The organism is uncultured Chitinophaga sp., from assembly GCF_902168175.1.
In the GTDB taxonomy this organism is placed as follows: Bacteria; Bacteroidota; Bacteroidia; order Chitinophagales; family Chitinophagaceae; genus Chitinophaga.
The window spans coordinates 17,847-38,546 of the sequence record NZ_CABHOU010000071.1; the positions used below are offsets into that span (position 1 = coordinate 17,847).

A 20,700-nucleotide genomic window follows, 5' to 3' on the forward strand; every position below is an offset into this window, starting at 1 on the left:
TTATGTATAAATGGCTCATACTAAAAAGGCGGATAGAAGCGCTGTTCATTTTCCCATTTGCACTATTGGGAAAGTGTTACGCCCTGCTAAACCCTTTAAAGGAAGAATATGACATCTTTTTCTTTTTCCCCTTTTACCATGTAGGCGGCGCCGAAAAGGTGAACAGCGACATTGTACAGCAGTTTCCCGATAAAAAGGTAATCATCTTCTTTACCAAAAAGTCGAAGAACGAGGCAATGTTATCGTTCTTTAAAGGCCCACACATCACCCTCCGCGAAATATCGCAGCATACCGATAATAAATGGATGTACTGGAAGAACCTGGTGTGGCGCGGTATTGTGGCTACTTACATCAACAAGCAAACCAAACAGCCCAGGGTATTTAACGGGCAGTGTAACTTTGGTTATAAGCTGTCGCCGCATATAAAAAAGAAAATTAAACAGGTGGAACTCATACACCTGATTTGCAGTTTCTCCTACATCCGTATGCCTTTCCTTCCGTTTTATGATACCACGGTCATGATCAGCCAGGATTCGATTGATGAGCATAAAGCGTTGTATCGCAAGTACAGTATACCAGCGTATTATGATGCCCGCATACAGCTGATCCTGAACGGCATTACTTTGCCCGGCGATACCACATCCCTGGCAGGTGGGGGCGAGTTGCAATGCCTGTACGTGGGGCGTGGAGATATAGGCCAGAAACGTGTGGACGCACTGGCTTTGCTGGCGAAGAAGCTGAAGGACGAAGGCCTGCCTGCCCGGCTCAACTTTATGGGCAATGTAGCGCCGGCTGTACCTGAAAACTTACGCCCCTATTGCAATTTCCTGGGCGAGAAGAGTGATCCGGCGGAGATAGACAGGGTTTACCGCAGCAACCACCTGCTCATACTGTTATCGGCGTACGAAGGTTTTCCGATGGTGGTAATGGAAGCAATGGCACGCGGTTTGGCAGTGGTGTCAACAGATGTGGGTGATCTTCCTTTCCATGTAAAGGATGGTGTGAACGGGTTACTCATCAACAATGACCAAACGGATGCCGCGCTGGTAGACGAAGCTTTTAAAAAGCTACAGTTGTTACTGGCCGACCGCAGCCTGCTGGCACGCTTTTACACCAATAATATTGCTTATGCGCGCTCGCATTTTGGTATGGAACCATTTGCGAAGGCTTACCGCGCTTTACTGATCTAAATGCAAAATACCTTGAAACCGTTATCCATCATTATCATCACTTACAACCGTCCGGACGATACGCTGTTCCTGCTTAAAAACATAGCCGGGCTGCAGGATGCCGCTTCTTTACTGGAAAGTGTGATTGTCGTAAATAACGCTTCGCGTGCCGACTATACCGAAGTAACCAATTTCATTGACGCTACGCCCGCTATCCCATTTAAATACACGCTGTCGCCCGAAAACCTGGGAGTGGCACGTGGCCGTAACCTGGCAGTGTCCATGGCTAAAGCACCCATCATTATTACTATTGATGATGATGCCTACTTCCGTGATACCGATGCGTTGTTGCAAATACAGAAGGCGTTTGAGGCAGATTATGGGGAGAAGAGGCCTGTAGGTATATTGTCTTTTAAGGTATTGTACGCCAGTACCAAAATGATACAGGAAAACGCTTTTCCGCACAAACGTTTCGAAGAATATAAAAACAAGGAGAAGTTTGTTGCTTCTTACTATATCGGCTGCGGCCACGCGATTAAAAAAGAAGTGTACGACCGCACCGGACCTTATCCCGCCGACTTCTTTTATGGTATGGAAGAGTATGATCTTTGTTACCGGGCGTTAAACGAGGGTTACGCCATTGTGTACAATTCGGCGGTGGTTATCTATCATAATGAATCACCTTTGGGTCGTACGCCACATGCAGAAAAGATGCGGATGTTATGGGTCAATAAGGCCAAAGTGGTATACCGTTACCTGCCACTACAGTATTTCGGCAGCACTTCAATCATGTGGTCGCTGGAGTACCTGAAGAAAACGAAGTGGGACTTTAAGGGCTGGTTCAAGGGATGGAAGATGATATTAAACATTCCAGCCAGTGAAAAGGGAAGTAAACTGGCGAAAGATACGCGTGCTTACCTGAAAGCAACGAAGGCCAGGCTTTGGTATTAGGCCTTTTCGTTCCAGTAATAACTATCGGGTAAAGCTCTTTTGCCGAAGATAGCCGTGCCCACTCTCACAATGGTAGCGCCTTCTTCTATGGCGGTTTCCAGGTCGTTGCTCATACCCATAGATAAATGAAAGGCCTCTTCCGGGCTGAGTATTTTATGTGCAATGGCTTCCTCTTTAATCTGACGCAGCAACGCGAAAGAAGGGCGTACTTTTTCAGGATCGGCATCAAACAAACCAATCGTCATAAACCCCTTTATCCTAAGCCTGTCATAGTTTTTGAGCGATGCAGCAAAAGTCAGTGCATCATCCGGTTTTAAACCGAATTTACTCGCTTCGAAAGAAGTGTTTACCTGGATCATCACATCTATGTGACTGTCCGACTGGCTTAGTTTTTTCTGTAATGCTATTGCCAGCGAGTGGCGGTCGAGCGATTCGATGCAGCTTACATATTGTAGCACATCTTTTACTTTATTGCTTTGCAGGTGCCCGATGAAGTGTTTGTTGAGCGGCAGATCGTGCAGCGCTTCGTGTTTTTGTTTCAACTCCTGCACTTTATTTTCGCCCATCAGCAGTTCGCCATATTTGGCTGCTTCCCGTATCCCCTCTGCGGTTACCGTTTTGGTGGCCAGTAATAACTTCACGTCTTCCGGTCGCCTGCCCGCTTTCGTAGCCGCTCTCTGTATTCTCTCCCTGATCCTGTTAATGTTTACTGGTATCATATCCAAAACTTTTGAGGGTTTGTGCCTTGTTCTACGCTACAAAATTTAGCTATCTTGGGCATACTTAAATCATCCAGTTTTTATTTCTTTTATATGGGCCAGAAGCTGCGACCATGGAAGACCATTCTTCCGATAGAGATTGCGAGCGGTAAAGCGGTTTTCGTGCAGATAGCCGAAGGTATTGCTTCCGAGATTAAACGTGGGCGGCTGCAGCCCGGCGATTCGCTGCCCGGCTCACGTGTGCTGGCAGACGATCTGGGGGTGAACCGTAAGACCGTGGTGCTGGCGTATGAAGACCTGATTGCGGAGGGGTGGTTAAGTACGGCGTATAAACGGGGGACATTTGTATCGGAGCAACTGCCCAAGATTAAACGTGCCGTGGAGCAGCCTGTTAAAAAGGCCAGCTTTGACTTCTACGCATTTAAAGCCGCCGGCGACCGCCAGCAAACTCCCGCCGGTGCTAATCTCATCTACTTTAACGATGGCCTGCCCGATGTACGGCTGGCGCCTTTGGATGAACTGGCCCGCGCTTACAAACGTATATTCCAGCAAAAAGCCCGCTGGCGTATGATGGGCTACAGCCAGGAAAAGGGCGACGACCGCCTGCGCAAAGCCCTTGCCCAGATGCTGGTACACGACCGTGGCCTTAGCACCACCGCCGAAGAAATATGCGTAACCCGCGGCAGCCAGATGGCGTTATATCTTACAGCGCATACACTGGTTAAACCTGGCGACCGTATTGCCATAGAAACGCCTGGTTACCTCCCTGCGCATGAAACGTTTAAAAGGGCAGGGGCAGATGTAGTTCCGGTTAAGATAGATGAAGAAGGTATTTGCCTGGAAGCATTGGAGAAAACGGTGAAAGAGGGCGCTATAAGGGCGGTGTACGTTACCCCGCATCACCAGTTCCCCACCACCGTTACCATGAACGCTGCCCGCAGGCTGGAGTTGGTCGCTTTATCCAACAAATACAATTTCGCGATCATCGAAGATGACTACGATCACGAGTATCATTTCGGGCAACGCAGCTTTTTGCCGCTGGCCAGTCATGAGAATGCGGGCAACGTCATTTATATCAGTTCGCTGAGCAAACTGGTGGCGCCCTCGGTACGAATAGGTTACATCGCAGGCCCGCGGTCCTTCATCGATTCGGTGGCGGCATTACGACTGATCATCGACCGGCAGGGCGATAGTGTAATGGAAAATGCGGTAGCGGAGCTGATGGAAGAGGGGTCGATCACCAAACACGCGCGTAAGGCCTGGAACATTTACAAGAACCGGCGCGACCTGATGGAAACCCTGTTGATCAAACATTTGTCCGGAATCGCTTCTTTTACCAAACCGGAAGGTGGACTGGCTTTCTGGCTTAAGTTTCACCAGGAAATAGATACGCGTGAGCTGGCGGAGCGGCTGGATAAGCAGGGCGTAGCGGTGATACCTACGGAGTGTTTTTCCTTTAATGGTGAACGGCTCAACGCTTTACGGCTGGGGTATGGGTCTTTAAATGAAAAAGAACTGGCAGAAGGCATTGCTGCCCTTGCCAGTGTGCTAAAATCTTAGATTAACAACCCTGCATTTCTATAATGTGATAACCTTTAGCCTCGATGTCGGCCACCACATCATCGGTAGCCTGCTCGATATGGCAGAAGCGGCATTCGGCGGCCGTAAGCGGCTGTTCCTGCTGACCTTTAGTGGCTAAATACTGTTTTCCATATTCATGTATTACGGACAATTCGCGTACGTTATCGGGGGCCAGAATGTCGAAGTGCATAAGGCCACCTTCTTTTTTAGTTACGTATGTATCCCAGACTGCTACTTTCATGATCGTAAATTTAGAAGGGTGAATAAGCGTTACAGCCCTTCGGCCGTAACGCCGTAGTTGTTGTTTTAGGCTTTTACTTCTTCTATAGAAGCGCCGAAGTTGATGTGTAACACGTTGCCGCTGGGAGTAACCAGCGCCGGTACAGATTTTACGCCCGCGGTTTCGGCTTCCGCGATCCTGTTTTTCACTTCGCCAAGGTGTACCACCTCTACCTGCGATTTATCAATAAGCGTTAAAATTTCCTGTTCTGCGCTCACGCAAACGGGGCAACCGGCGTGATAAAATACTGACTTTGCCATTTGATTTCAGTTTGTTGTTGTACTGTGTTTGACAATATTGTCATAGCAAAGGTGCTACAGATGCAGGATACCCAGGTAGACCAGATTAAACGGGTTTTACGAAAACTGGAACCGGGAACTGGCCCATAAAAAAAGCCGCTCCCACAAGGGAGCGGCTTCTATAAAAAGTCAATTTGTTGCTTATTTAGCCGGCGTCGCCTGCGCTCTGGAAGCTCTCCTGATTTCCAGCGCTATGGCCAGTATGAACACCAGTATCACTAGGATAGACGACCATTTGGTGATCATATTACCGGTATAGTAAGTGGCCGGCTCGAAGCGCATTTCGATTTTGTGGTTACCTGCGGGGATTTTAGCCGCGCGCAGTACGTAGTCGGTTCTGATGATCTCCCCCTGTTTGCCGTCTACATAAATGTTCCAGCCCTTAGGGTAGTAAATCTCGGAGAAAACTGCCAAACCATCTTTGCTGTTGGCACTTTCGTACTGCAAACTGTTAAGCCCGTATTTGGTAAGACGGATCGCGCTTGCAGAATCTTTACCGAACGCATAACCTTTCAAGCTGTTTTCAAAACGTTTGTCGATGATAGCCGTGTCCTTCGGGTTGAAGGAATTCATCGCATTCATTTCCGCATCCGCATTGTTAGCCCATTCTACACTGTTCACGAACCATGCATTACCCAGTGCCTGCGGGTTTTGCTGGTAAGTTACCTGGCCCTGCTGGTCTTGCACGATGAAGTATTTCGTGTTAAGCATATTAAACACGGCCATGTTGTTTTTGTAAATCTGGCGCTCGATAAGGTCCTGGTAAAGTTGCAGTTTAGCGGCGTGGTAACCTCCTATAGATTTGTGATTATAAGAAGTAAGACCATCGCTGAACGTTTTAGACGTTGTATTTAATACGCGGTAGTACGGGTCCGGATCTTTTTTGATCTCCAGGTCTACGGCCTTCGGCGCAAAAATGTTAGCGTAATTTGATGCTGTTTCGAAGTTCTGTTTGTTCAGATAGCGGTGGCCAACGAGGAACATGTCCAAACCAATGCTTAAGCCTGCCAGTACGAAGAACACTACTGGTTTAATGGTGCCTTTCAGGAACATCCATATAAATGCTGCAAGCGCCAGCAGGAACACCAGTGAACGGATCGTATCGGCGCGAAGCAGGGAGGCCCTGTCCGCAAAGGTCGCTTTCATCAGCTGGTCAACGATCTGCTGGTTGCCCTGCGTCATGCTCATGTAGTTCTCGCGGGCGGAATCAGTTTGACCGGCGTCGAACGACAATACGCCGTAGGAGAGGAGCAGGATACCAACACAAATACCACCGGTAATGTACACCGCTTTCTTCAACTGTTTCATGGCCAGCTCCTTGGGGATATTGCCGGTAACAACTTCATTCAGTCCCCAGCAGGCCATTAATGGCACCAATACCTGCGGAATAACCAGCGAGGTTGAAGGAGCGCGGAACTTGTTGTAGAACGGAAGGTAGTCAAACAGCAGGTAGTTAAAGAACGAGAAGTGTTTACCCCATGCCATCAGCACACCCAGTATAATAGCGGCCAGTATCCACCAGCGCTGCCAGTCTTTAACGACGAACAGCGATAACACGAATAATAAGATGATGCCGGCACCGAAATAGATCGGGCCTTCTGTAAACGGCTGTGGCCCCCAGTAAGTAGGTGCCTGTGCAGCAAATTGCTCCGCCTGTACAGCTGGAACGCCCAGTGACGTAACAGTTTTGTAAGTCTGAGAATCATTACCTACATCTTCGCCGGTAGAACCACCATAGAGGTTAGGCACCAGCGTGGTAAGAGTCTCAAAAACGCCCTGGCTCCAGGCAAATGCGTACTCTTTATCCAGACCTTTAGCCGGTGTTGCGTTTTGAGCAGCGGCACCATCCGCAGGAGATAATTCAGATTGTCCGCCGCGGGTACTGTATTTCGTGTATTCGTAGGTAGTCCAGAGGCTTACCGTAGACGGTAATATGGAAATAATACCTGCTACCAGTAATACGATTGTTGTTTTGGCGTAGTTGCCAATGGTTTTTGTTTTGATGGCGTGAACCAGGTAGCCAATGCCGGCAATGCCAGCGGTAAGTACCAGGTAATATAATATCTGGTAGTGACCGTTAATAATAAGCAGGCATAACATGATACAGGTAATAATAGCCCCCAGCAACAATCTGCCGCGGTAAGCCATAATAATACCGCCCATTACAAAAGCGAAGTAGCCGATGGACAGCGTTTTGGTATCGTGGCCGGTGGCAATAAATATCAGACTATTAGAAGATAAACCAAATGCCACGGCACCTATCACCGTTATCCAATGCCGGAAACCCATTACATTTAACAGGAAGTAGAAGCCCAGCATGGCGAGCATCAGGAAGTTCATGGGTTTGGGCAGGAACAGTGTAACGAGGTTCTGGATGTATACGGTATAGTTGTCCGACACCATATACATCTGGTAGGTGGGCATACCGCCGAACAGGCTGTTGGTCCACAGTGGTCTTATCCCGGTACTGTCGTGGTAGGCGTGGGCCTCCTGACTAATACCTTTCCAGCTGATATTATCGCTCTGCCGCAGTTCCTGGCCGTCGAGCACAGGGCTGCTGAATATGAGCGATATAACGAGGAAAATCAGGATAGCATATACATGCGGTAAAATAGACTTCAGCCAGTTCTGCTTCATCTGGTTTTTATAGTTTAGTTTTTTAAAGAAACAAAAATAACTGTAATTTATCCGAAATTTCAATATGCGTTGGGTTCGATTCCTGTTAAAGTTTACTTTTATTTGTAATCTCTGCTTTTTGTTCTGTTTCATTATACAGCGCACCAGTTATGCCGATGTGTTGGGTGGATTGGTGAAAAGCGCTGCTGTACTGGGTTTTGTGGTAGCGCCCTATCTTAATATCATAGTATCGCTGATCGTGATCGTAGGTTTGGTCGCTAAAAAGTTCCGCTGGCGCGAAGTTCATCCTTATATATTTATCCTGAATCTTCTTATTTTACTTCTTCAATTTTATTAATAGCCATCATGATAGCCGATATAATTAAGCATAAACCAACACGGCTTTTCCTTTTCTTTGCCTGCTTTTTCGTGGCCAACGCCCTTATTGCAAATGTAATAGGGGGAAAGATATTCGTACTTGAAGAATGGCTGGGCCTGCCTGTACACACATTTTCACTGTTCGGGCAGCAGGGACTCAGCTTCAGCCTTACCTGCGGTGTGTTGTTATGGCCACTGGAGTTTGTGATGACGGATATTATCAATGAATACTATGGCAAAAAGGCGGTTAAGGTCATTTCTTATGTAGCGGTAACGCTTATCGCTTACGCTTTCCTGATGTTTTACATTTCTATGGGAACGCCTGCCCCCGGTTGGTGGATAGGTGGTCAGGCGGAAAACGGGATACCTAATATGCAGCTGGCTTATGCCGCTATTTTCGGGCAAAACATGTGGATCATTGTAGGTAGCATTGTGGCGTTCCTGGTGGCGCAGATCGTGGACGTTACGGTATTTCACCGCATTAAACGCGCTACGGGCGAAAAGCACCTATGGCTCAGGGCAACAGGATCAACCGTTATTTCGCAGCTGATAGATAGTTTTATCGTACTCTACATCGCTTTTAAACTGGGCAATAACTGGAGCTGGCAACAAGTACTGGCCGTATGCCTGGTGAACTACGCTTATAAATTTACAGTCGCTGTTATTCTTACCCCGCTGATCTACTGGATGGAAAAACCAATAGAACGTTACCTGGGTAAAGATGTAGCGGCACAGATGAAGGCCTCGGCCATGGAAAAATAAAGAACTATGACTTATATAAATGTCAGGGTATACGGCATCATGATCAATGATCAGAAACAGGTGCTGGTAAGTGATGAATATATCCGCGGGGGCTTCTATACCAAGTTTCCCGGCGGGGGCCTTGAGCTGGGCGAGGGCACGATCGAGTGTATGGTGCGGGAGTGGAAAGAAGAACTGAACCAGGACATTGAGGTAGTGGAGCATATTTATACCACCGACTTTTACCAGGTAAACGCCTTCGACAATTCATCGCAGATCTTATCTATATATTATCTTGTAAAACCCACCTCGCCGTTTACAGCGCGTATTATGGACAAGCCGTTCGATTATGAAATACCGGACGATAAAACCATACAGCTGGAAGGTGTGCGTTGGGTAAACTGGAACGACTTCTCTTCAGATACAGTAACCCTGCCCATCGATAAAGTATTGGCCGAAATAGTGAAGAGAAAATACTAGGTTAGAACCACTTCTTCTTCAGGAAATACCAACTCATTACCACAGAAATGACAACCGACAGTATTACCGGTATGTAAAAAGCATGCGGGGAATGCTGGTAGGGGATTTCCACGTTCATGCCATAGATACTGGCCACCAATACGGGAAAGGTTAGTACGATGGTGATGGACGTAAGGCGTTTCATCACCTGGTTAAGGTTATTGGAAATGATGCTGGCAAAGGCATCCATGGTGCTGCTGAGGATGTTGGTGTAGATGTTGGCCATCTCAAGCGCCTGTGATGTTTCGACCACCAGGTCGTTCAGGAATTCCTTCTCATCTTCATTTAACTGGAGGAAGTTGGTACGTTCCAGCTTCATCAACAGCAGTTCGTTACTGCGCAGGGCCGTTACAATGTATACGAGGCTTTTTTGTATCCGCATCAGCGCCAGCAGTTCTTCGTTACGGTTGGAGTCGTAGAGGCGCTGCTCCAGCAGGTTACGGCGCTGGTTAATTTCTTTCAGGTACTCCTGGAAGTTCATGATCACCTTTTCGAATATCTTCAATACCATCATGTTCCTTTTTTCAGGATGACGGTTATGGAAGGTAGTCAGGAACTTTTTGATCGCCGCGTTATCGAATGAATTAACGGTAAGTATCTGGTTGTGGGTGAGGATGATCACAATGGGAATGGTGATGTAATAACTATCGCTGTCGTTGATGGAATTGTTTTCCGTCGGTGTTTTGATAACGATGAGTTTCACATTGTCCTCCAGCTCATAACGGCTCCTCTCGTCGATATCGAGGGAGTCCGTGAGGAAGTCCAGGGGGATGTCCAGGTCTTCCGACAGTTGTTCGAACTCAGCCTGCTTTAGCGGCGGGGTAATATTCACCCATACGCCATTTTCAGGCTCATGGATCTCGATAGTACGAGCGTCGACGTTTTTGAAAAACTGGATCATTCGGGCGCAAAGGTAGGGAAATACATTTAGCAATGGCCCGGAGGCCGAAATTTGATCAAATATTAATATGCCCTTCAAATACGAGCGTAGCAGGGCCACAAAGCCAGATGTTTTGGAACGATCGTTCCCCCGATTTGGTAAAGCGTACTTCCAATGGTCCACCCAGGGTTTGCACCGGAATGGTATAGTCCTGCTGCTCTGCCCCGGCGGCTGTTAAGGCCGCTGCCGTAACGCCTGTACCACAGGAGTAGGTTTCATCTTCCACACCCCGTTCGTAGGTACGTACAAAAATGCCTTTGTCCAGCTGCTGCACAAAGTTCACATTGGTGCCTACTTCCGCAAACCGCTCGTTGTAACGGATACCACGTCCCTCGGTGTACACATCGATGTTCTGCACGTCCTCAACGGGCTTAATGAAGTGCGGCGAACCCGTGTTTAAGTAATAGTACAGCGGACCGGCTTCTACCCAGTCCACGTCCTGCATCTTCAGCTCCACCCAGCCGTTTTCACGGATGGTCGCTTCGTGGGGGCCATCAGATGCAATAAACTTCACCTTTTCACCCTCAATGCCCATTTTCCTGGAAAAGGCTGTAAGACATCGGCCACCGTTGCCGCACATGCTGCCCGGTTTGCCATCTGCATTATAGTACTTCATCTCGAAATCGTACCCGCTGTGTTTGTTCAGCAGCATCAGTCCATCGGCCCCAATGCCGAAGCGGCGGTCGCAGAGGAAGTTTACCTGTTCATTTGTTAATGCGTCGTAGGCGCCGTCGCGGTTGTCCATAATCACGAAATCGTTGCCGGTGCCCTGGTATTTGTAGAAGTGAATGTTCATATCAAGGGTAAAATTACGATGTGGAATTGTAAAATCCATATTTGGGGACGGGTGAGTATTAAGGTGTTGATAATCAATAAAAAAGATAGCTGGGCGTGGTGGCTGCCCCAGCGCTTCGGCGGCTACCTGTTTAAAACGGATAGCCTATACCAAAATTCACCACCAGGTTATCTCTTCTCCATTCCGGGCTTAAGAACTCAATCCTGTTAAATACCCACCGCTCTCCTTCCGGCAACCAGGGTTTGTGGAAGGGCATCGCGACGTCGGCACGTACTACGATGAAAGAGAAATCGAGGCGCAAGCCCAGGCCCCCGCCTATGCCCAGTTCTTTATAGAATTTACTGCTGAACTTTTTATTGGAGAAGGAGGTACGGGTAGTGTCGAAAATAGCCTCGGCCAGGTCATATACGAAGGTGTTCCGGGCTACCCATATATTACCCGCATCTATAAAAGCGGCGGCCTGTAGCATTTTTGTTGCGGAGAAACGCAGTTCAGTATTGAACTCCAGCTTAATATCGCCGGTTTGCGGTGCGTTCCTGAAGAAGTTCCGCACGGCTGCAGGTAAAGTATCGGGTACATGATAAGCACCGGGACCCAGCGTATTTTGCCGGAATGCCCTTATACCATTACTGCCGCCTGCCTGGTATTGCTTAAGTACGGGTACAAATGTACTGTTGCGGTAGGGGATGCCTACACCCGCAAACACCCTGCTGGCCCACTCGATGCGTGGTTTAATGCGGTAATAATAACGGAAGTCAAGGTCTGTTTTCGCATATTGTGAATAGGGTACGCCCAGCACTTCTTTACGTTGCGTGTCACCATTACTGCCGGGACGTTTAATAAGCGACAGGATATTACCGGCTGTTTCAATGTTGCCTGTAAACGCAAAGTGCTGCCTTTTAAAAGTACTGGTTAAACTGTTATACCCGTAGTTAAACTGTGGACCAATGATCAGTTCATTGCTTAATATAGCCTTCAGCAGATTCTGGTAGCTAAAGTTGTTTGGATTGGTGATGTCCTCCTCTGTAACTTTATAGTTCTGCACATAATTGATGCTGATTGGGGACAGGGAAAAATCTGTTTGTGCATTGGTTTTCCAGGCGTAGTTGTAATTAAGTTTATACGCATGAACATTATAGAACGAGGAGCGTATAAGCAAATCATACCCGGTGCTGATAACGGTACGCACATTATATGCCTTGCCAAACTCATTGCGCACGAACGGGATAAGGAAACGGGGAAAAGCGATGCCGGTTTCTGCACCTGCCCGGTAGTTGTAATTAACAAATCCTTTACCGGCATATTGCAGATCAGCACCTCCTTCTAAACGCAGATACAGGACCTCGCCCCGCTTGAAAGTATTTCGATTGCTCCAGCTGGTAGCGAGTTGCAGGCCGTATGAGTTGTTCGATTTGGTATTGCCTCCTGTTTCAAACTGTATCGATTGTTTGGGAAGCGGCGTAAGGTCGTACCGCACCTGAAGGCCCGTACTGTCGTCTATGATGCGGCTGGTTACGAATTTAAAAGCGCCGGTGCCGTAAAGCCTGTTGAAGCTGCGTTCCTGTTCTTCTATATTGTATAGATCTCCCGGACGATAACTGATCAGTCTTTTAAACATATCGGGCTTAAACATATACTTAGGGTCGTAAACCTGGATACCGTCTGACGATTGGCCGGAGGCGCTGTCGCTGTTTACTGTATAATCAGGATATATACTGATGCGGCTGATGCGGTAGGGCTTTATTACTTTGGGTGGTATAGGTTGCGTGAGGTCAACGATGAGATTTACTTTCTTTAGTCCGCCGAAGGTATCGGCAATGGAAGTGAGTTGCGCTGGTTCGAGGTAGTAGTAACCTTTCTTTTTCATTTCGTAGGATAAGCGCTCACGTTCTGACTTGAAATCATCGAGGCGGTAAGGAGCACCGGTTTGGAGCTGCGATGCAGGCGTGTGTAACAGGCTGTCAAGCGCCTGCCTGACTGGCGTACTGTCGGCATTAAAACTCGCAGCGGCAAGATAGTGGCGGGGTGTAAGATGAATGGTGTAACGCTCTATTGCCTTGTAACGGCGGTGTACCGTATCGGCCATAACGGTACTATTAAAAAATCCTTCATGCTGCAACATACTTTGGATCAATTTTGCATGCAGCTCCGTTTTCATTGTTTTGTCGGTTAGCGGCACTTCTGCGATACTTTTACGTAACCATTTCCTGAAGCGGTTGTCTTTGGCCGAATCGCCAAGGCGGTAATAAAAGTAGGTGGAAAGCGGAAAAGTAAGAAAAGTGCCGTTTTCGCGCTGCAGGGCCAGATTGTTTGCCCGTTTCCTTACATAAGCCACGTCGCCGGCAGTGTTTTCCCTGCTCTTTAGAACGACGATCTCGTTGCCACCATACAATTTTTCTCCCTCCGGCATGTGCCGCTGTACACTGCAGGCGCAGAGCATAACCAGGCAGATATGTAAGATGACCGTTTTCCTCATTTTCTTTTCTTTCTTTCTTTTTTTGCTTTAAACAGATCGGCGAAGCGTTGGTACTCCATTGTAATGGTAAAACTAACCCCGGTTTCCACTACATACCCTTCCAGCATTACTTCCTGCGCATTACGGCGGTAGGCGCGCAGGCGGAAGCGGCCATCGCGGGTGAGTTTGTAGTTAGCATTGATATTGTCTAATAATTGCGATGAAGTTTGTGAGTAGCCCGATAATTCGAAGTTGCGCGCAAGACTTACTTCCAGCCGGTCTTTGATCATTTTTTGCGTTAGGGCTACGCTTACGCCTGTGTGTAACTTGTTCTGCGATGAAAGGTAGTCTGCGTAGGGATTGATGCTGAGAATGGTGTGGGTGCGTTTGAGTACATCAGCCGCCAGCAGGTTCAGTTGTTTGGCGAGCAGCTGGCTAACACTGCCCAGTACTATGTTGCCGGGCGATACATTGGCGAACAGGTCGGACCCGCGGTTAGTCACGAACTGGCTGAGCAGCAACAGCGAAAAAGACTGTTTGGTAAGTTCTGCCGTGTCGTTACGCAGTTGCGCCAGCCGGGTGTTAATGTTCGAAAGTATGTCGCGGGATGTTTGCTGGTTATCTTCTTTTGGAATGATATTGAAGGAGATGTGCATGCGCGAAAAATTACCCTTTATATCCAGTAGCACTTCGAATGGCATGGCGGGGCGGTAGGCCTCCAGGTCGGACGCTGCAGCGGGAACGTTTTCCATCAGTCCATAAGGCGAAGCCTTGACCTCGTACCGGGCACGTATGTCCAGTTGCGCTCTCTCCGGGTCGCCTGCCCAGGTAATCGTACTGTTTTTATCGATCTTGAATTTTCTCTTTAATAACTGCTGATAACTAAAGTCATAAGTACCTTCTGCTACATGGTAAACGCCGTTGAGCGTAAGTTTACCTTCGGGTGTAGCGCCGGTGAACAATTGCGCATCACCCTTCAGACTTAACTGGTCGCCGTTCACTTCGTCCAGCACAATGGTCACTGCCGCCTTGGGGTCAGAGGACAGTTGCATGGCAATGTTAGATAAATAACTGGCCGCACCACCCGGTTTCAATGCATGCGTGTCGCTGGTATGACCGTTGCGTAAATCGGCCAGCAACCTGGCTTTTTCTGCCGGGTTTTGAAGGTTCATATAAGTGACGAGTTGGTCATTTTCCGTCGCCAGCTGTTGCTCCTTACGCATAATGTAGGTCACTTTACTGTTGCCGTTCAGTTGGGCGGAGCCGGTAAAGGCAGGACGCAACATATCGCCGGACAGGCGCATGTCTGCTTTTAGAAAAGCCGCGCCGTATATTGGTACGGTGGTGGCGGCTGATGAATTCAGTACCTCGAATTTTTCAGCTTTCAGGCGAATGTCGGCCGTCAGATCACTGAGCGATTTACCGTAGGCAACATTGCCTGATATCGTTGCCTGCTGCCCTTGCGGATCTGTGAGCTGCAGGCTGTGTATGAGCAGTTGCCTGCCCGAAAACACAAGCGTGTCCTGCGATACGGTGTAACGTGCATTCGTAGCCGGCACCCGGAAGCCGATACCATCGGTTACCAGCTCGCCATTGATAACGGGTTGCAGGGCAGTGCCCTGTACATTTAAACGTCCGCGTAACATGCCCCGGGCACTGTCAATAGCTTCCCCGCCCAAGTCCTGGGCCAGTTTGGCCGGTAACGAATCGATATGCAGGTCGAGATAGAGCGGGTTGACTGATTGCTGCAAATTGTATTGGCCGCTTGCCGTCATATTTACTCCCTGTCCCGCGAGCAGCCCGTTAATGAGCAGCAAACCATTATTACTGTTAGTTAATGACAGTGAAAGGTTACCTGCTGGTTGCTCGCCCAATTTTAAGTCGTTTACTGTCAGGTCTCCTTCATAGTGAAGGCTGGTATCCATGTAACCGCTGACTAACGAGTGGGCATTAATAATACCCGATGCTATAGTGGTGTCCTGCGCCAGCGCCTGTAATAAGGTTTTTAGCTGCAGGTTTTTGATGTTGATGTGGAGCGGCGCATCGGCAGCGAGGGTATCGCTGTTCAGCTGTACTTGCTGGTTGTTGTTGGTGAGCTGCAGGTCATTGATGATAATGCCTTTGCTATTGATCCATATGCTGTGTTGGCCGTTGGTAGCCAGCGGCAGGTAGTTAGCTACGAGACTGCCGGGGTAGATGTGGATGCGATAGGCGCCGGCACTATCTGTAATATTTAGCCCGGCCCTGAACCAGGGTTGCCCTCCGGACCGTTGTTGCGCATCTGCTACCAACACCCCCTTTCCGCCTGAGGCATTTAAGAGCATCGAAAGCTTAGCCACCGGCTGGTCTTTTATTGTTAGCTCCTTCACGTTTGCTGAGGCCTGTAGTTCGTGTTGTTGCCCGCTTACGAGGATATCCGCGCCAGCGATCTTTATGTTCCCTGCTGTTAACTGGCCCACCTTTATGTTGCCGGCAAGTGCGCTTTCCTGCGTACTGTCGTACGTAATGTCAATACGCGCGGTGTCTGAAATAGCATAACCCGGCATGAGGTTGTTCAGGAAAGGATGTGGTTGTAAAACGGCCAGTACTTCAACGGGGCCGCATTGTTGTGCCGGTAACTGATCGGAGAAATAGGCCTTTAAGCGGGCTAGAAAATCTTTCGTACTTTTTACCGGATCGGGCCCGGTGCTAAGACTGATATCTGCGAATTCGCTTTGCATATGGGTATGGCGTTGCCCGTTTGCCACGTTCGTATTCAGGTAAATATTGTCTGCCGCGTAATGCAGCGAATCTCTCGAAAGCGCAAGTGAGTGTATGGTGGCTTTACCGGAAAACTGTGCAGGGTATATGTTGTCCATCTCCAATTCCACATTTCCTTTTATGCCGTTCAGCCCAGGATAAAGCTTTAGTGCTGCGGGATTCATGGTGTCGATGTAAATTCGTGCATACAATCCGCTGTCGGTGAACAGTCGTGCGTTCCCGTTCATCTTTAAATGCTCGTCATCCACCGACCAGTTGCCTGTTATGTTCCCGTTGTTCAACAACGCAGCCAGGCTTATATTTTGATAGTTATAACCGCCGATGTTCAGCGCATCCAGCGAGCCGGTGATATTGGCCTGCATGCCTGGCCATTCCAGGCTTTTGCCCTTTGACTGTAATGTGCCTGAAACCGTCAGGGGCAAGTATGGTTTATTCAGCAGGTAACTGGTTTGTAACGCCCGCACGGCTACCTGCATGTCATAAGTGGCCGACTTTATACCTGCAGGTAGGTGCTGCATACTACCTTTTAAAGCAATAGTACCTTTATCGGTAGAAAGCTGGCTGTTGGTGTACAATGCTGCAGCGGTGCCACTGAACTTTCCTTTCAGGTTAAAATAAGATGGCAACTGTAGTTGTTTCAGCAGAGATGCCGGCAGCCAGGGCCTCACATCACTGGCAGTCGCTTTTGCTCCTGCGACCTCAATATCAAACCATGTGTCGTCTGCATCTGGCTTTACAGCACCCGAGAAGTGGATGCTGGTGCCGTTTAACCCGGCCAGCGAACTATTGGCGATACGGTAAGTGTCGCCATCCCTCCGTAGCTGCGCCTGCGCCAATACAAAGTTTTGACGTTGCCTGCCCAGCGCCGGATATTGCTCCAGTTGCGGGAACAATAACAATACATCGCTCATGGCAATTCGGGAGGGGAGGACGGACAAGCTATTGTCTGCCGCCTCGCCGTCAATTTGTGTATTCGGTGTGCGGAGGTGCAGATGTCGTGCAGCAATGCCGGTTGCCGACCAGGCAAAATCAGTTCTTAAGGAGTCGAGTCGAAAGCCGCTACGTTCTGTAAAGTTGAGCTGTGACACCGCGGCGCTGATAAGCGTATCGTTATAAATAAAATTCTTCGCGGCCAGTTGTATCTGTTGCAAATCCAGGTGGTTCATATCAAGCCCCTTTGCCCGTACGGCCTTACGTGGATCATCGAGCGAGAACCGGCTTTCGGTAAATCTTCCGTTTGATACTAAGATCTGCCAGCCGGAGCCGGAACTACCCGTCCTCACACTATCCTGTTTTTCCGGCAGCAGTACCTGTACTGCTACCTGGTGTGCCTGCACGCTGTCGGCTACTACCAGCGACCGGTCTAAGGAGAGGGTGGCGGCACGAAGTTGTACATCCCCCAATGATAGTGATGTGGCAGACCCATCGCGCAGATCGCGGTACGAGAAGGCGCTCTGCCTGATGTGCATCTGGCCGGGGGCAATGTCCATCGTATCTGCCGGTACTAATACTACTGTCGTATCGCGGGGTATAGTAGCGGCATAGGATGTGATTTCTATCCCGGTATGTTGCAGGCTGCTTTCGATAAAATGAAACCGGAGCCTGGATGGATCGAATGCCGAAAGTTTTGCAGCAAACTGGCCGGCTTGCAGGGCGGTGCTGTAGCCGGCATTATCATCACGGAGGCAAAAGCGTACGTTCGTGAAGGAGAGGTGTTGTAATGAATATGCCGTGCTTTCTCCGGTTGGTGTACCGCCGGAAAACGCGCGGACGATATAGCTGAAGTTGAAATCGGCTTCTGCTCCATCGCGGTGCAGGTTGATAAAAGCATTGTCGATATCGAGTTCACGGACGGCTACGCGGTTTCGTAAAAGTCCTGGTAAGTTCATACGCAGCCTCAGTTGCTGACTATATAACAAAGTGTCGCCGCGCTGGTCTTCCAGGTAAACACCCGCTAACTTTAAATCATAAGGCAGCCGGAAACGAAGCTGTTCGATCCTGACGGTGGTGTGTAATTTATTTTGAAGATAACGTTCTGTGTATCGTGTGATCGTACGTTGCGCCCATGGCGTATGCAACAGGAGCAGCAGCAATGTGATCAGTATCAGTATTGCCGCCAGTGTTTTCAGTATTCTAAAACTCCACTTCCTCATCTGAATTCCGACGGCTGCAGGTTGGGCAGCCATCCGGGTTTATCTCTTTTTAAGTTTTAAGGGCGACAGTTTGTACGGTTAGAGCGGTGAAAAAGTTATAACAGCTAAAGCAGCGTTTTGTTTAGCCTGCTTGTTCGTCCCCCCGTGCTGCATCCGTTTTTCTGTTATTATCCTGCGTAAGATGAATATCCGTTTGTGGAAAGGGGATGATGATGCCGGCCTCATTGAACGCGGCGTTTATAGCCAGTAACACCGCACTTTTGGTAGGGTACACTTCCGCCATCATCCTTACCCAAAAGAACAGGTCAAAATCAATAGAGCTGTCGCTGAAGGCTTTTACCACTACAAGCGGTGCAGGCGTTTTTAATACGTTATCCTGCGCCTCTATGGCCTTGTGAAGGATGGCCTGTACCTGCTCCAGGTTACTATTGTAAGCCACACCTACTGTAAGGTTGGCCCTTACCTGTTTTTTGCCCATGCTCCAGTTTACGAGCTGATGGTTTAATATATCGCTGTTGGGAATGATGTTTACAGAACCGTTAACAAGGGCGATGGTGCTGCTCCTGAACCCGATCGATTTCATGGTGCCCAGGTTGCCGTTTACTTCTATGAGGTCGCCCACATTCACGGGTTTTTCAAATGCAAGTATCAGGCCACTCACGAGATTACTTACAAGTCCCTGCAAACCTAAACCTATGCCTACGCCCAGCGCGCCTACGATAATGGTGATACGGTCGAGCGGAATGCCGGCCGCGGCCACTGCCAGGAATAAACCTGTACTGATCACCCCTATCCTTACCAGCAGCAGCCAGCTGCCTAATGATAATTTTGACTTGCCCTGGGGCGGCTGTTGCGAATGATCTTCTCCTGCAAAAAAGGAGATCAGCCTTGATAAAAATAAAGCACAGGCAAGTATGGTGATGAAGATCAGCATGCCTTTTATAGAAAAACTATAGCTGCCAATTGTCCGCTGGTCTGTTATGAACGACACGAAGGGGGCGGCCAGTTTGGCGTAGATGTAAAAGTTTCTGCCCACCAGCACAAGCCATCCTGCCACCAACGCCAGGTAGAAAATAGAAGGTACGTTAGCGCCTACACGGTTGAAGTTGATGAAAAACAGGTGCCTGTCTGGCTGTTGATAAATATTAGAAGCAATGGCCAGCCCGCCATTGATAAGGCGTAAGGTCCACAGGAACAATATCGCGATCACTAAGCCGAAGTACCCGCTTGTCATCAGTATTTTAGCCAGGTTATACCTGCCTGCAAAGTTGAAGGCCAGTGCTGCGGCCTCTATTAATACGAGGAACAGGATAAAGTAGAGAATCCTTTTTTCCCTCAGGCTACTTCTACGGGCGGGCGAAAGGTGCCAGCCGCCGTGCAAAATGCCTGCGAGCGACAAGCCGCCCATTAGCCATCTTTCCATTGTTGAGGCCTGCAACAGCAGGTTGTCTGCCGATGCAAGCAGAAACAGGACCAGTGTTGTTATCCAGAACCGGAGCCATAATACGGAGATGTAACCGCTGAAAACGAAGGTGAGTAATAGGGCGGGCAGGCCCCAGAAAAACAGGTTCACCAGGAAAGGTGGGTCGGGGAAGAGGAACTGGAAAAGGCTGAATACGATAATGATGGCCGATATCACAGGATAGCGGACTACTAGCGCCTGTTCGGTGTTGAGTGGCTGGTCCTGATTTAGTTTGGATTTAAGCACCCATAGAAACCTCCAGGATGTAAGCACGCACATAAACAGGAAAAAGATGAGCAGGAGTTGATGTTCCAGGTAGTGCTGTAACGCCAGTACATCTTTGCGCCAGGATAATGCCCATCCCTCGCGGAAAGATTTTTCAGGAGCGGTCAGCGGCAGTTCGCGGGCCATGGTGAGGCCCGAAAGTGTTTCACGACGCTGCTCTACCTGATCGAGGTTGGCGTTTAGCTCGTATTCTGCCAGGTCTATTTTTGTTTGCAGTTCCTGTACATTAAAGATGGATTGTCTCAATGTGCTGTCGGTTGGATCCAGGTCCTTAGCCGCTATTAGCAGTTTTGCAAGGTATTTCACCAGTGTAACCGAGTCGTCGGGGAAATCCATCAACGTAGCATTGCCTGTTAATGAATCGATACGTTCGCGATAGGTGGTAAGCTGGTTCAGGGAGCTTTCCAGCAGTTGGCGTTCATGCTCCATGCGCTGGACCAGGCCGGTGAGAATTACGGATGTAACCTTCAAATCGCGGAGGGTGTGGATAGGCCCCGGGTTTTGCAAAACGCCTTCAAGGGATATATCCATATCCTTTTTTGCCTGTTCAATATGCCGGGCGATAGAAAGGGTGTCTATTCCCTTTTCGAGGAACA

At 48.8% G+C, this 20,700-nt stretch carries 15 protein-coding genes; 6 read left to right on the forward strand and 9 right to left on the reverse strand.

Annotated features, from left to right (window positions below; translation table 11 throughout):
• Positions 1 to 2 precede the first annotated feature (2 nt).
• Both QZT80_RS14925 and QZT80_RS14930 read left to right on the forward strand, forming a co-directional pair.
• Positions 3 to 1,190 (forward strand): glycosyltransferase family 4 protein, encoded by a 1,188-nt coding sequence (locus QZT80_RS14925; RefSeq protein ID WP_295123409.1) that lies wholly within the window; start codon positions 3 to 5, stop codon positions 1,188 to 1,190.
• A 12-nt stretch (positions 1,191 to 1,202) separates the two neighbouring features.
• The gene (locus QZT80_RS14930) at positions 1,203 to 2,120 is read left to right on the forward strand and encodes a glycosyltransferase (protein ID WP_295123412.1); all 918 of its coding nucleotides are present in this window, start codon (positions 1,203 to 1,205) and stop codon (positions 2,118 to 2,120) included.
• On the opposite strand, the gene QZT80_RS14935 is transcribed toward QZT80_RS14930, so the two are convergent.
• Positions 2,117 to 2,839, reverse strand: coding sequence for a YggS family pyridoxal phosphate-dependent enzyme (locus QZT80_RS14935; RefSeq protein ID WP_295123415.1), 723 nt, complete (start codon positions 2,837 to 2,839; stop codon positions 2,117 to 2,119). The genes QZT80_RS14930 and QZT80_RS14935 overlap by 4 nt on opposite strands.
• Positions 2,840 to 2,932: 93 nt before the next feature.
• Between QZT80_RS14935 and QZT80_RS14940 the strand changes: the two genes are divergently transcribed.
• Positions 2,933 to 4,399 carry a PLP-dependent aminotransferase family protein gene (locus QZT80_RS14940; protein WP_295123418.1) on the forward strand — a complete coding sequence of 489 codons (1,467 nt, stop codon included), beginning with the start codon at positions 2,933 to 2,935 and terminating at the stop codon, positions 4,397 to 4,399.
• A 1-nt stretch (position 4,400) separates the two neighbouring features.
• Here the strand turns inward: QZT80_RS14940 and QZT80_RS14945 are convergent, their stop codons facing one another.
• From QZT80_RS14945 to QZT80_RS14955, 3 genes are all read right to left on the reverse strand, one after another.
• Entirely contained in the window at positions 4,401 to 4,661 is a 261-nt protein-coding gene (locus tag QZT80_RS14945) for a DUF2024 family protein (RefSeq protein ID WP_295123422.1), read from the reverse strand.
• Between the two features lie 65 nt (positions 4,662 to 4,726).
• Complete coding sequence (locus QZT80_RS14950) at positions 4,727 to 4,960, reverse strand: thioredoxin family protein (protein ID WP_295123425.1); 234 nt, start codon at positions 4,958 to 4,960, stop codon at positions 4,727 to 4,729.
• A gap of 180 nt (positions 4,961 to 5,140) precedes the next feature.
• Positions 5,141 to 7,636 (reverse strand): YfhO family protein, encoded by a 2,496-nt coding sequence (locus QZT80_RS14955; RefSeq protein ID WP_295123428.1) that lies wholly within the window; start codon positions 7,634 to 7,636, stop codon positions 5,141 to 5,143.
• Between the two features lie 118 nt (positions 7,637 to 7,754).
• Here QZT80_RS14955 and QZT80_RS14960 point away from each other — a divergent pair, with 118 nt between their 5' ends.
• The 3 genes from QZT80_RS14960 to QZT80_RS14970 are packed head-to-tail and all read left to right on the forward strand — an operon-like array spanning position 7,755 to position 9,214.
• The gene (locus QZT80_RS14960; protein ID WP_295123431.1) at positions 7,755 to 7,973 is read left to right on the forward strand and encodes a hypothetical protein; all 219 of its coding nucleotides are present in this window, start codon (positions 7,755 to 7,757) and stop codon (positions 7,971 to 7,973) included.
• An 8-nt stretch (positions 7,974 to 7,981) separates the two neighbouring features.
• Complete coding sequence (locus QZT80_RS14965; RefSeq protein ID WP_295123434.1) at positions 7,982 to 8,755, forward strand: queuosine precursor transporter; 774 nt, start codon at positions 7,982 to 7,984, stop codon at positions 8,753 to 8,755.
• 6 nt (positions 8,756 to 8,761) lie between these two features.
• The gene (locus tag QZT80_RS14970) at positions 8,762 to 9,214 is read left to right on the forward strand and encodes an NUDIX domain-containing protein (RefSeq protein ID WP_295123437.1); all 453 of its coding nucleotides are present in this window, start codon (positions 8,762 to 8,764) and stop codon (positions 9,212 to 9,214) included.
• A gap of 1 nt (position 9,215) precedes the next feature.
• Here the strand turns inward: QZT80_RS14970 and QZT80_RS14975 are convergent, their stop codons facing one another.
• From QZT80_RS14975 to QZT80_RS14995, 5 genes are all read right to left on the reverse strand, one after another.
• The gene (locus QZT80_RS14975) at positions 9,216 to 10,154 is read right to left on the reverse strand and encodes a magnesium transporter CorA family protein (RefSeq protein WP_295123440.1); all 939 of its coding nucleotides are present in this window, start codon (positions 10,152 to 10,154) and stop codon (positions 9,216 to 9,218) included.
• A 55-nt stretch (positions 10,155 to 10,209) separates the two neighbouring features.
• On the reverse strand, positions 10,210 to 10,989 hold the full coding sequence (dapF, locus tag QZT80_RS14980; protein ID WP_295123443.1) for a diaminopimelate epimerase: 780 nt from the start codon (positions 10,987 to 10,989) through the stop codon (positions 10,210 to 10,212).
• 130 nt (positions 10,990 to 11,119) lie between these two features.
• Positions 11,120 to 13,465 (reverse strand): BamA/TamA family outer membrane protein, encoded by a 2,346-nt coding sequence (locus QZT80_RS14985; RefSeq protein WP_295123446.1) that lies wholly within the window; start codon positions 13,463 to 13,465, stop codon positions 11,120 to 11,122.
• Positions 13,462 to 18,357, reverse strand: coding sequence for a translocation/assembly module TamB domain-containing protein (locus tag QZT80_RS14990; protein ID WP_295123448.1), 4,896 nt, complete (start codon positions 18,355 to 18,357; stop codon positions 13,462 to 13,464). The genes QZT80_RS14985 and QZT80_RS14990 overlap by 4 nt, the downstream gene beginning before the upstream one ends.
• Before the next feature lie 121 nt (positions 18,358 to 18,478).
• Positions 18,479 to 20,700, reverse strand: a 2,222-nt coding sequence (locus QZT80_RS14995; protein WP_295123451.1) for a mechanosensitive ion channel domain-containing protein, incomplete at its 5' end; no start/stop codon positions are given.